Origin of the sequence: Streptomyces sp. NPDC050509 (assembly GCF_044457965.1) — a bacterium.
Classification (GTDB): domain Bacteria; phylum Actinomycetota; class Actinomycetes; order Streptomycetales; family Streptomycetaceae; genus Streptomyces.
Window position 1 is genome coordinate 34,273 of sequence record NZ_JBITHL010000022.1, and the last position, 12,642, is coordinate 46,914.

General features: G+C 71.7%; 10 protein-coding genes. All 10 read left to right on the forward strand.

Annotated elements, in window-relative coordinates:
• The first annotated feature begins 4 nt into the window (after positions 1-4).
• The 10 genes from gatA (at position 5) to ACIBJC_RS37850 (ending at position 12,560) form a co-directional block, all read left to right on the forward strand.
• The gene (gatA, locus tag ACIBJC_RS37805) at positions 5-1,513 is read left to right on the forward strand and encodes an Asp-tRNA(Asn)/Glu-tRNA(Gln) amidotransferase subunit GatA (RefSeq protein WP_399300951.1); all 1,509 of its coding nucleotides are present in this window, start codon (positions 5-7) and stop codon (positions 1,511-1,513) included.
• Between the two features lie 8 nt (positions 1,514-1,521).
• Positions 1,522-1,752 carry a hypothetical protein gene (locus ACIBJC_RS37810; protein WP_399301022.1) on the forward strand — a complete coding sequence of 77 codons (231 nt, stop codon included), beginning with the start codon at positions 1,522-1,524 and terminating at the stop codon, positions 1,750-1,752.
• 96 nt (positions 1,753-1,848) lie between these two features.
• Positions 1,849-3,129, forward strand: coding sequence for an AAA family ATPase (locus tag ACIBJC_RS37815; RefSeq protein WP_399300952.1), 1,281 nt, complete (start codon positions 1,849-1,851; stop codon positions 3,127-3,129).
• Positions 3,126-3,767 carry a hypothetical protein gene (locus ACIBJC_RS37820; protein WP_399300954.1) on the forward strand — a complete coding sequence of 214 codons (642 nt, stop codon included), beginning with the start codon at positions 3,126-3,128 and terminating at the stop codon, positions 3,765-3,767. The genes ACIBJC_RS37815 and ACIBJC_RS37820 overlap by 4 nt, the downstream gene beginning before the upstream one ends.
• Entirely contained in the window at positions 3,764-5,272 is a 1,509-nt protein-coding gene (gene gatB, locus ACIBJC_RS37825; protein ID WP_399300956.1) for an Asp-tRNA(Asn)/Glu-tRNA(Gln) amidotransferase subunit GatB, read from the forward strand. The genes ACIBJC_RS37820 and gatB overlap by 4 nt, the downstream gene beginning before the upstream one ends.
• A gap of 181 nt (positions 5,273-5,453) precedes the next feature.
• Positions 5,454-6,710 carry an SLC13 family permease gene (locus ACIBJC_RS37830; RefSeq protein WP_399300958.1) on the forward strand — a complete coding sequence of 419 codons (1,257 nt, stop codon included), beginning with the start codon at positions 5,454-5,456 and terminating at the stop codon, positions 6,708-6,710.
• A gap of 5 nt (positions 6,711-6,715) precedes the next feature.
• The gene (locus tag ACIBJC_RS37835) at positions 6,716-7,228 is read left to right on the forward strand and encodes a universal stress protein (RefSeq protein WP_399300960.1); all 513 of its coding nucleotides are present in this window, start codon (positions 6,716-6,718) and stop codon (positions 7,226-7,228) included.
• Positions 7,229-7,335: 107 nt separating this feature from the next.
• On the forward strand, positions 7,336-9,528 hold the full coding sequence (locus ACIBJC_RS37840; protein ID WP_399300962.1) for a phosphocholine-specific phospholipase C: 2,193 nt from the start codon (positions 7,336-7,338) through the stop codon (positions 9,526-9,528).
• A 175-nt stretch (positions 9,529-9,703) separates the two neighbouring features.
• Positions 9,704-11,938 (forward strand): MMPL family transporter, encoded by a 2,235-nt coding sequence (locus tag ACIBJC_RS37845; RefSeq protein WP_399300964.1) that lies wholly within the window; start codon positions 9,704-9,706, stop codon positions 11,936-11,938.
• A gap of 61 nt (positions 11,939-11,999) precedes the next feature.
• The gene (locus tag ACIBJC_RS37850; RefSeq protein WP_329822115.1) at positions 12,000-12,560 is read left to right on the forward strand and encodes a GNAT family protein; all 561 of its coding nucleotides are present in this window, start codon (positions 12,000-12,002) and stop codon (positions 12,558-12,560) included.
• Positions 12,561-12,642 lie beyond the last annotated feature (82 nt).

The window sequence follows — 12,642 nt, forward strand, 5'->3', positions numbered from 1 at the left end:
AGTCATGACCGACACCGTCAAGACGGACATCATCAAGCTCACCGCCGCCGAGATCGCCGCGAGGATCGCCTCCGGTGACCTCACGGCCGTCGAGGTCACCGAGGCGCACCTCGCGCGCATCGAGGCCGTCGACGAGAAGGTGCACGCCTTCCTGTACGTCGACCGCGAGGGCGCGCTCGCCCAGGCGCGCGCCGTGGACGCGAAGCGGGCGGCGGGCGAGAAGCTCGGCCCGCTGGCCGGCGTCCCGGTCGCGCTGAAGGACATCTTCACCACCGAGGGCATCCCGACCACGGTCGGCTCCAAGATCCTCGAAGGCTGGCTCCCGCCGTACGACGCGACGCTCACCAAGAAGCTCAGGGCCGCGGACGTCGTCATCATCGGCAAGACCAACATGGACGAGTTCGCCATGGGGTCCTCCACGGAGAACAGCGCGTACGGCCCCACCGGCAACCCCTGGGACCTCACCAAGATCCCCGGCGGCTCCGGCGGCGGCTCGTCCGCCTCGCTCGCCTCGTACCAGGCGCCGCTGGCCATCGGTACGGACACCGGCGGCTCCATCCGCCAGCCCGCCGCGCTCACCGGCACGGTCGGCGTCAAGCCGACGTACGGCGGCGTCTCCCGCTACGGCATGGTCGCCTTCTCGTCCTCCCTCGACCAGGGCGGCCCGTGCGCCCGTACGGTGCTGGACACCGCGCTGCTGCACGAGGTCATCGCGGGCCACGACCCGCTCGACTCGACCTCCATCGACGCACCGGTCCCGCCGGTCGTCGAGGCCGCCCGCAACGGCTCGGTGGCCGGGATGCGCGTCGGCGTCGTCCGGCAGTTCCGCGGCGAGGGGTACCAGGCGGGCGTCCTCCAGCGCTTCGACGAGTCGGTCGAACTGCTGAGGGAACTGGGCGCCGAGATCGTCGAGCTGGACTGCCCGTCCTTCGACCTCAGCCTCGCCGCGTACTACCTGATCGCGCCGTCCGAGTGCTCCTCGAACCTCGCGCGCTTCGACGCCATGCGCTACGGCCTGCGCGTCGGCGACGACGGCACCCGCTCCGCCGAGGACGTCACCGCCCTCACCCGCGAGGCGGGCTTCGGCGACGAGGTCAAGCGCCGCGTCATCCTGGGCACGTACGCGCTCAGCTCCGGCTACTACGACGCGTACTACGGCTCGGCCCAGAAGGTCCGCACCCTCATCACCCGGGACTTCGAGAAGGCCTTCGAGCAGGTCGACGTGATCGTCTCCCCGACGTCCCCGACCACCGCCTTCGGGATCGGTGAGCGCACCGACGACCCGATGGCGATGTACCTCGCGGACCTGTGCACCATCCCCGTCAACATGGCGGGCAACGCGGCCATGTCGCTGCCCTGCGGCCTCGCGCCGGAGGACGGCCTCCCGGTCGGTCTGCAGATCGTCGCCCCCGCCATGAAGGACGACCGGCTCTACAAGGTCGGTGCCGCCGTCGAAGCGGCCTTCGTGGAAAGGTGGGGACACCCGTTGCTGGAGGAGGCACCGTCACTGTGACCAGTGCAATGAGCAAGGCCAAGGGCTTCAAGAAGTCCAAGACCGGTACGTACCTGTCCATCGGCAGCACCGCGCTCGGCGCCTTCGGCGTCGTGAAGCAGGCCAAGCTGGCCCGCAAGGAGAACGACACGCTCCGGCTGGTCGACGCGGCGGTCTCCGCGGTGGCCATCGTCACGGGCCTGGCGATCCTGTACCGCGAGCTGAAGCGCCTGGGCGACGACGACGTCCTGTTGGGCTGACCGCACGGGTTGCCGGGGCCTTCGCGGGCCCCGGCACCCGCACCGCGGCGTACCGTCGCCGCTGTTGCCACCGTTGCCACGGAAGGAGGTGACCTGGTGATCACCCGCATCGAGATCGACGGCTTCAAGTCGTTCGTCGGCTTCGCCCTGGACGTACGCCCCTGCACCGTGCTGATGGGGGTCAACGGCGCGGGCAAGTCGAACCTCCTGGACGCCCTGGACTTCGTCCGGCGCGCGGTGACGACCGGGCTGCCGAGAGCGCTGGACGGCGACAACCCGCGGCTCGCCGCACGCGACCTCTTCCACCACGCCGACGGGGCCGGCGGCCCGTTCACCGCGCCCGACCTGACGATCAAGATCGGCATGATCGTGCCGAGCGCGTACGGACCGCTCCCGCTGGTCGTACGGCTCGCCGTCGACCGGCTGGGCACTCCGCCCGGGCCGGTGAAGGCCACCTGGCGCGGCGGGCGGGTGTGGGTGAGCAGCCTCACCCGTACGGAGTGGATGGACCGGCTGGCGATCCCGGGGCCGCTGCGCGCGGCGCTCGCCGCCGCGAAGACGTCGTTCGTGGAGCGCAACGGGGCGGACTGGGCCCCGCTCAGCGGCAGAGACTCCACCAACAGCGGACCCACGACACAGGCGGCGCAGGAACTCCTCGGTCATCTCGCGAGCGAGACGGCGACCTGGGAGCGGATCGCCCTCGATCCCGCCGCCATGCGCCGGCCGTTCGGCGGCAGCGACGAACTGACGCTCCTGGCGAACGGCGGCAATCTGGCGGGCGTTCTGCACCGCCTCGGTTCCGAAGAGCTGCGCGACATGGAGGCCGACCTGGCCGCGCTGATCCCGGAGGCGTCCGGGATCAGGCCGCTGTTCGACGACCGGCGCGGCGAGTACGACTTCGACGTACGGTTCCGGCACACCGGCTGGACGTCCCCGCCGATGCTGTCCGACGGCACGATGCGCGTCCTCGCCCTGCTGGCCGCCTGGTACGACGACCGGCGGGCGGGCCTGCTGGCCGTCGAGGAGATCGAGAACGGCCTGCACCCGACCCGGATCGCCGAGCTGGTGAGGCGGTTGCGCAGAGACGTGGACGACTTCCCCGGCCTCACCGACAGGGCCACCCGGACGTACGGCTTCCGGCAACTGATCGCGACCACGCACTCTCCCGTACTGCTCTCCGCCCTGCGCGACGACGCCTCGGGAAGCCTGGTCCTCCTGGAGCAGGCGTCGCACGTCGACCCGGCACGCACCGGCGTCTCGACCGTGACCCGGGCCCGTCCCGTCCGTACACCCACGGCGGACGAGGGGCCGGGCGACACCGTCACGGCCGAGCAGGTGAAGCGCCTGCTGGAGTCCATGGGACAGGTGATCGCGTGAGCCGTGTACGCCTGCTCAGGTTCGGGCTGCTCGTGGAGGGCCCGAGCGACCTGCTCTTCCTCGAACGGCTGATCATCCGGCAACTGGAGGAAACGCTGCACGCCAGGGCGTTGAAGGCCACCGAGGTGCTCACCCCCTGCGAGACGGCTCCGGTCCACACCACGGCCGAGCCGAAGGTTCTCCTCCGGGCGGCCACGGCACTGGCCGAGCGGTGCGACGTACTCTTCGTCCATCGGGACCACAAGGAGATTCCGGATGCCCACGGGCTGCTGGAGGCGCTGTCCGCGCTGCCGAAACAGGCGGCGGCGCCCGTGCTGCTCGGTCCCCGGGTGATGACCGAGTCGTGGGTACTGGCGGACCGGGCCGCACTGACCCGGGTGCAGCCGGCCGCCGACCTGTCGGCGCATCCGCATCCCCACCCCGCCGACGTGGAACAGGGAAACCCGGCGCCCGGCCATCCCGCTCACCCGAAGCGCGTGCTGGCGAACGTACTGAAGAAGGCACGGCGGTCCGATCCCGGCGATTACTTCGCCCGCCTCGCCGACGAAGTGGATCTCTCCGTACTCGGAAAGCTGTCGTCCTACCAGCGCTGGCTGGCCGACACCGATGAAGCATTGATGAGGAAGAAGTACCTGTGACCGTCACTGAACTTGTGTCGTACGAGGACGCCCTCGCGGCGTACGACCCCGTCATGGGCCTGGAGGTCCACGTCGAGCTCGGCACCAGGACCAAGATGTTCTGCGGCTGCTCGACCGAGCTGGGCGCCGCGCCCAACTCGCAGACCTGCCCGACCTGTCTGGGCATGCCGGGATCGCTCCCGGTCGTCAACGCGATCGGCGTCGAGTCCGCCATCAAGATCGGGCTCGCGCTCAACTGCGAGATCGCCGAGTGGTGCCGCTTCGCCCGGAAGAACTACTTCTACCCGGACATGCCGAAGAACTTCCAGACCTCCCAGTACGACGAGCCGATCGCCTTCAACGGCTATCTGGACGTCCAGTTGGAGGACGGCGAGATCTTCCGCGTGCAGATCGAGCGCGCCCACATGGAGGAGGACACCGGCAAGTCGACCCACGTCGGCGGCGCCACGGGCCGGATCCACGGCGCGTCCCACTCCCTGCTCGACTACAACCGCGCCGGCATCCCGCTCATCGAGATCGTCACCAAGCCCATCGAGGGCGCCGGCGCGCGCGCCCCCGAGGTCGCCAAGGCGTACGTCGCCGAGCTGCGCGAGCTGATCAAGGCGCTCGGCGTCTCCGAGGCCCGGATGGAGATGGGCCAGATGCGCTGCGACGTGAACCTGTCCCTGCGCCCCAACGGCCGCGAGGAGTTCGGCACCCGCTCCGAGACCAAGAACGTCAACTCGCTGCGCAGCGTCGAGCGCGCCGCCCGCTTCGAGATCCAGCGTCACGCCGCGGTGCTGAACGGCGGCGGCACGATCCTCCAGGAGACCCGTCACTTCCACGAGGAGGACGGCTCCACCACCTCCGGCCGGATCAAGGACAACGCCGAGGACTACCGGTACTTCCCGGAGCCCGACCTCGTCCCCGTGGCCCCGTCCCGCGCCTGGGTGGAGGAGCTGCGCGCCACGCTCCCCGAGCTGCCGCGGGTACGCCGCAACCGGCTGCGCGAGGAGTGGGGCGTATCCGAGCACGACATGCAGTCGATCCTCAACGCGGGGGCGATCGAGTCCATCGTCGCCACGATCGACGCGGGCGCCCCGGCCGACCAGGCCCGCAAGTGGTGGATGGGCGAGCTGGCCCGTAACGCCAACGAGTCGGGCCGCGCGCTGGACGAACTGCCCATCACCCCCGAGCAGGTCGCCCGTGTCGCCGCGCTCGTCGCGGCCGGTGACCTCAACGACAAGCTGGCCCGCCAGGTGATCGAGGGCGTGCTCGCGGGCGAGGGCGACCCGGACACCGTGGTCGAGAAGCGCGGTCTCAAGGTCGTCTCCGACGACGGCGCGCTCGGCGCCGCCGTGGACGAGGCGATCGCGGCCAACGCGGCCGTCGCCGACAAGATCCGGGCCGGCAAGGTCGCGGCGGCGGGCGCGCTCGTCGGCGCGGTCATGAAGGCCACGCGCGGCCAGGCCGACGCGGCGCGCGTGCGTGAATTGATCTTGGAGAAGCTGGGCGTCGAGGGCTGATTCGGGCCCGTACACCACACACGCAGTACGCCACTGGGGGCGGCGCACCGGAAACGGTGCGCCGCCCCCAGTGGCTTCGTACGTCGCCGGTGGCCTCGTACGCCGTACCTTCGTGCCCAGCCCGTCGCGAACGTGCCGGGCCGTTTCGAACCGCCACGATCACGAGGCAGAGCAGATCCCAGTGAACACCGTCGCCGCAGAGATCGTCTCCGTCGCCTTGCTGCTCGCCGTGCTGGCGTTCGCCGTCGCGCGCCCGCGCGGCCTGCCCGAGGCCGTCGCCGCCGTCCCCGCGGCCCTGCTGGTCGTCGCCCTCGGGGCGGTCTCGCCGGAGGAGGCGTGGGAGCAGACGCACACCCTGCTGCCCGTGGTCGTCTTCCTCGCGGCGGTGCTCGTCCTCTCCCAGCTCTGCGACGAGGAGGGGCTGTTCACCGCAGCGGGCGATCTGGTGGCGCGGCTGTGCGGCGGCAGACCGCGCACGCTGCTCGGCGGGGTGTTCGTCGTCGCCGCCGTCATCACCGCCGTACTCAGCCTGGACGCCACCGTCGTCCTGCTCACCCCGGTGGTCTTCGCGACCGCCGCGCGGGTCGGCGCCCGGCCCCGGCCGCACGTCTACGCCTGTACGCATCTCGCGAACTCCGCGTCCCTGCTGCTGCCGGTCTCCAACCTGACCAATCTGCTGGCGTTCACCGCGAGCGGGCTCTCCTTCACCCGGTTCGCCGCGCTGATGGCCCTGCCCTGGCTGGCCGCGATCGCCGTCGAGTACGTCGTCTTCCGCCGCTTCTTCGCCGCCGACCTGGCCGCCGGGGCGCACCCCGCGAAGACGGACGAACGGCGCGACGTCCCGGTCTTCACCCTGGTCGTGCTGGGGCTGACGCTGGCCGGGTTCGCCGTCACCTCGTTCGCCGGGATCGAACCGCTGTGGGCGGCCGTCGCCGGTACGGCCGTCCTCGCCGTCCGCGCCCTGCGGCAGCGGCGTACGACCCCCGCGAAGCTGGTCCGCGCCGCGTCCCCGCTCTTCTGCCTCTTCGTCCTCGCGCTCGGCGTCGTCGTCAAGGCGGTCGTCGACAACGGCCTGGACACCGGGATCTCCTGGCTGCTGCCCAGCGGCTCCTCCCTGCTCTCACTGCTGGCGATCGCCGCGATCGCCGCCGTCCTGGCCAACGCGATCAACAACCTCCCGGCCATCCTGGCGCTCCTGCCGGTGCTCGCCCCGGCCGGCCCCGGGCCCGTCCTCGCCGCCCTCATCGGGGTCAACCTGGGCCCGAACCTGACATACGTCGGGTCGCTCGCCACGCTGCTGTGGCGGCGCATCCTGCACGAGCACGACGCCGAGCCCCAGCTCGGTCACTTCACCCGGCTCGGACTGCTGACCGTGCCTGCCACGCTGGCCGTCTCCACCGTGGCACTCTGGGGCACGCTGCGACTGATCGGAGGCTGACCACTGTGGAGCGGACCACGCTCGTCTGGATCACCGAGTCCACCTGGGCCGCCTGTGTCGACGCGGCCCGCGACCGCGCCCCGGACGACGCCGTGGTGCTGCTCCACGTCAGCGACGCCGAGATCGCCGCCGCGGCGCACCGCGCCTACACGGGGCTTCTCGGCCGGGGCCACCGTCCGGACCGCGACCCCGGCGCGCGGCTCGAAGCCCTCTCCGGTACGGCGGCGGCCGATCTGCTGGAAGCCGCCGCGCACCGGCTCGGCCGGCCCTGTGAGCTCCTCGAACACCACGGCCGGGAGGAGCACGAGGTGGTACGGGCGGCGGCCGGCGCCGATCTGCTGATCTGCGCGCGCGACGGCGAGCGCGACCGCCCCGGGCCGCACAGCCTCGGCCGCGCGACGCGCTTCGTGGTCGACCACGCGACCTGCCCGGTCCTGCTGGTCTGGCCGTACGGGGAGGAAGCGGGCGGCGAGGAAACGTACGAGGAAGAAGCGGGCGGCGAGGAAGCGGGCGGGTAGGGGCGGGGCCAAGAGCGGGGGCCAAGAGCGGGGCGCCCCGTGGACGTTCACCTCATGGACGCGCCCGGGTCTTCCCCCTGCCATCTGCTCTCACTACCGTCCCGGACATGTCACCGGAGATGTCGCGCGGAGAGATGTCGCGCAGAAGAGTGCTCGCCCTCGGCTCGGGCGCCGTCGGCGCGGCTGCGGTCGGTTCGGTACTGCCGCCGTCCCTCCAGGCGGCGCTCGCCGCCGGCCCCGCGCCCGGCGGCGGGCTGGGCGCGATCAAGCACGTGGTCGTGCTCATGCAGGAGAACCGGTCCTTCGACCACTACTTCGGCACCCTGCGCGGCGTACGGGGCTTCGGCGACCGCAACGCCGTCGAACTGCCCTCGGGGAAGCCCGTGTTCGCGCAGCCGGCCCCGGCGGGCGGCACCGTCCTGCCGTTCTCCGTAAGGGACGCCGCCGCGGCGCAGCGCAAGGACCTCCAGTACATCGGCGCCCTCGACCACTCCTGGGACGGCGGCGCCGCGGCCTGGAACGACGGCTGGATGGACGGCTGGGTCTCCGCGAAAACGGCCGCCACCATGGCCCACTACGACCGGCGTGACATCCCGCTCCACTACGAGCTGGCTGACACGTTCACCGTCTGCGACGCCTACCACTCCTCCGTCCACACCTCCACGAGCCCCAACCGCAACCACCTCTGGAGCGGCTGGACCGGCTTCGAGGCCGACGGGCGGCGCGCCGTCGGCAACGACGCGTACGACGAGGGCACCCACCCCGGCTACCCGTGGCCGACCTATGCCGAGCGGCTGGAGAAGGCGGGCCGGAGCTGGCGCACGTACACCGAGTGGGAGAACTTCACCGACAACAACATCGAGTTCTTCACCACGTTCAAGGACGTGGCCCGTAAGGCGCTCACCCGGGCCCGCGCCCTGCCCGGACAGCGCGGCGCCGCCGGCTTCACCTACATGGAGGCGTTCTACGCCGCCGTACGCGACACCGAGGACGCCACGGAGCGGGCCAGGCTGCTCGCCGCGCTGGAGGAGGGAGTCGCCGCGCTCAACGCCCCCGAGCGGTCGCTCTTCGAGCGGGGGCTGCGCCGGGTCGAGACCGGGACGCTCGCCGCGGCGTTCCGCGCCGACGTGGCGGCCGGGACGCTGCCCGAGGTGTCGTACCTGGTGCCCTCCGCGGTCGACTCCGAGCACCCCGGCTCCTCGTCGCCGGTGGCGAGCGCCTCCCTCGTCTACCAGGTGCTGGACGCGCTCGGCGCGCATCCGGACGTCTGGCGGCAGACCGTCGTACTGATCAACTACGACGAGAACGACGGCTTCTTCGACCATGTGCCGCCGCCCGTGCCGCCCGTGGACGACCACGACGAGCGCTGGCGGGGCCGCCCCACGGGGCTCGGTGTCCGGGTGCCGCTGCTGGTCGTCTCGCCCTGGACCGTGGGCGGCTACGTCTGTTCGCAGGTCTTCGACCACACCTCCGTGATCCGCTTCCTGGAGCGGTGGACGGGGGTGGCGGAGCCCAATATCACCCCCTGGCGGCGCACCGTCACCGGCGATCTGACCTCGGCGTTCGACTTCCGGCGCGGGCGTGTTCAGCCCGAGGTGGAACAGCCGGGCGCGATCCCGCCGTTCACCGGCCGCTGGCAGCCCGCACCCCCGGCCGAGCAGCGGATGCCCGTACCGGAGAAGGGCGCGCGCCCGGCCAGGCCGCTGCCGTACCAGCCGGACGCGTACGGGCGGGTCGACGCGGACGGGCGGGCGTTCACGGTCGCGCTCAGCAACACGGGCCCGGCCAGCGCCCACTTCGCGCTCTACCCGTACGCCGGCGAGTTCGCGATCCCGCAGCACCGCGATGTAAGGGGCAGGGCGCAATGGACCGTGCCCCTTACCGGCCGGAGCGGTGCGGAGCGCGACACCTACCGTTTCACGATCACCGGGCCGAACGGCTTCCGCCGGGAGTTCTCCGGCCCGGTCGCCGGTGACGGGCCCGAGGTCGCCTCGTCCGTCGACCACCACGACCGCGATCTGCACCTCACCCTGACCAACCGGGGCACGCGCCCCGTCACCTTCACCGTGCGGCCCCTCGGGTACGTCGACGAGGCCGACCTGGACGGCTGGACGCGTCGGATCACGGTGAAGCCGGGCCGCAACAGGCGCGTCGTGCACTCGGCGGCCGACGCGCACGGCTGGTACGACATCGAGGTCACCACCGACGCCGCCGAGGTCGCTGCTGACGGGTCCGCCGCCCCGTTCCGCCGCCGCCTCATGGGCCATATCGAGAACGGGCGGGCGAGCGTCGCGGGTTGACATGCCCCGCGCCACGAGACGGCACCTTACTGTGAGTAAGGCCACCAACCGGACAAAGGATCACTAAGGATCTCTTTCGGCTGCGATAGTAGCTCTCCGTAGGTCACGCGTTCTTTGCGGGCTCCCCCACGGGCCGTTCCCGGTAAAGACCCATGAACCACTCAGGGAGCAGTCCTTGGCAGCCCTCGCGCGATGGTGCGTCACCCACCGGCTTCTCGCCGTCCTCCTCTGGCTGCTCGCGCTCGGCGGCGCCTCGGCAGCCGCGGGCGTGATGGGGACCTCGTACTCCAACGACTACGAGGTCCCCGGCACCGAGTCCGGCCGGGCCACCCAGCTTCTGGGCGCGGCCTTCCCCGGGCTCGGCGGCGACAGCAACACCATCGTCTGGCACACGGAGCGCGGCTCCGTCCGCGACACCGGCGTCGAGCTGCGCACGGGGGAGATGCTGGGCCGGGTCGCCAAGCTGCCCGGCGTCTCCTCGGTCGTGAGCCCGTACGCGGCCGAGGGCGCCGAGCAGATCAGCGCGGACGGCCGTACCGCCTACGCGCGGATCACCTTCGACCGGCAGGCCGACGACATCCCGCACTCCCAGGCGCGGGCGCTGGTCTCCACCGCCACCTCCGTGGAAGGGGCGCAGAAGGGCCTGGAGGTCGAGCTGGGCGGCAGCGCCGTCGCCCTCACCGAGGCCGCCTCCGCGCACACCGCCGAGATCGTCGGCGTGGCCGTGGCGGCCGTCGTGCTCTTCCTCGTCTTCGGCTCGTTCGCCGCCGGACTGCTGCCCATCGCGACCGCGCTGGTCTCCGTCGGCACCGCGTACGCGGGCATCGTCCTGCTCGGCCATGTCATGACCGTCGCCGACTTCGCGCCCATGCTCGGCCTGCTCATCGGGCTCGGCGTCGGGATCGACTACGCGCTGTTCATCGTCGTACGGCACCGCAAGGGCCTCCAGCGCGGGCTGACCGTCCCTGAGGCCGCGGCGAACGCCGTCGCCACCACCGGCCGGGCCGTCCTCTTCGCCGGAGCCACCGTCTGCATCGCCCTTCTCGGCATGCTGATCCTGCGCCTCGGCTTCCTCAACGGGGTCGCGATCGCCGCCTCGCTGACGGTCGTCCTGACCGTCGCCGCGTCCGTGACCCTGCTGCCCGCCCTGCTCTCCTGTATCGGCACCCGCGCGCTGAGCCGGCGCCAGCGCGCCCGGCTCGCCGCCCACGGGCCGCAGCCGGAACGCCCCACCGGCTTCGCCGTCCGCTGGTCCCTCTTCGTCGAACGCCGCCCCAAGCTGCTGGGCGCCGTCGCGACCGTGGTGATGCTGGTCCTCGCGCTGCCCACCTTCGCGCTCCACCTCGGCACCTCCGACCAGGGCAACAACCCGGCCACGGCCACCACCCGCAAGGCGTACGACCGGCTCGCCGAAGGGTTCGGACCCGGCGTCAACGGTCCGCTGACGCTGGTCGCGCACCTCGACAGCGCCGCCGACCGGCTCGCCCTGGACCAGCTCCCCGACGCGCTCCGCACCACCGAGGGCGTCGCCTCGGTCGGCCCCCTCGTCCTCAACGGCAGCGGCAACACCGCGCTGCTCACCGTCGTACCGGAGTCGTCGCCGCAGTCACGGCACACCAGCGACCTGGTCGACCGGCTCCGTGACGACGTCCTGCCCGCGGCGGCGACGGGCACCTCCCTCGCGGTGTACGTCGGCGGCGTCACCGCGAGCTACGACGACTTCGCGGACATCATCGTCGGCAAACTCCCCCTCTTCGTCGGGGTGGTCATCGCCCTGGGCTCCCTGCTCCTGCTGCTGGCGTTCCGCTCCGTGGGCATCCCCCTCAAGGCCGCGCTGATGAACGTGGCCGCCGTCGCCTCGTCCTTCGGAGTCGTCGTCGCGATCTTCCAGTGGGGGTGGGGGAGCGAGCTGCTGGGGCTCGGCAGCGCGGGGCCGATCGAACCCTTCCTGCCCGTGATCATGGTCTCGGTGCTCTTCGGGCTCTCCATGGACTACCAGGTCTTCCTGGTCAGCCGGATGTACGAGGAGTGGCTGGAGACCGGTGACAACGCGCGGGCCGTGCGCGTGGGGCTCTCCGAGACCGGCCGGGTGATCAACTCGGCGGCGGTCATCATGATCTCGGTCTTCCTCGCCTTCGTGCTGAGCGGCGACCGTGTCATCGCCATGTTCGGCATCGCGCTGGCCACGGCGGTCGCGCTGGACGCCTTCGTGCTCCGTACGCTCCTGGTCCCCGCCCTGATGCATCTGCTCGGCGGCGCCAACTGGTGGCTGCCGCGTGCGGTGGACCGCTGGCTCCCGCGCATCAGTATCGAGGCGCCGGACTCCCACGAAAACGAGGCGCCGGACTCCCCCGAAGGTGCGAAGATCCCCGTGCCGCGCGAGGACGAGCACACACCGTCCGCCCGGTGAACCACACGGGACGCACGAGACACGCGAGACGCGCGAGACGCACCGCACGGGGGGAATCATCATGTTCGCTGTACCACTGGGTGACGAGGCCCGCCTGCGCCCGCTGGAGAGCTGGCAGGCCGAGGAGTTCCTGACCCACATGGATCGCGCCAGGGACCTGGTGGACGAGCACATCCAGCTCGCCCGGGCCGTCACGGACCTGGAGTCCGCGCGGGCGCTGCTCACCTCGTACGCGCAGAAGCAGGCGGCCGACACCGGACGCATCTACGGGATCTGGCTCGGCCCCACCCTCGTCGGCGGCGTGCTCTTCCGCATCTTCGACGCTCCCGCGGGGACCTGCGAGGTCGGCTGCTGGCTGGAGCCCGCGGCGACGGGGCGCGGCCTGGTCACCCGCGCCGCCCGGGTCCTCATCGACTGGGCGGTCGAGGAGCGCGGGATGCACCGGGTCGAATGGCGGGTCTCCTCCGAGAACGCGGCCAGCATCCGGGTCGCCCAGCGGCTCGGGATGACCCGGGACGGGGTGCTGCGGCAGAACTACCCGTACCGGGGCGTACGCCAGGACACGGAGGTCTGGTCGGTCCTCGCCCCGGAGTGGCGCGAACGGTCCGGTACGCCGAGCTGATCAACCGCTGATCACGATACGGGTGTGCGCGGGAGTGAATTTCCGCGTTCTCAGGAAGTTCTCAGAACTGGCCCCTAGCGTG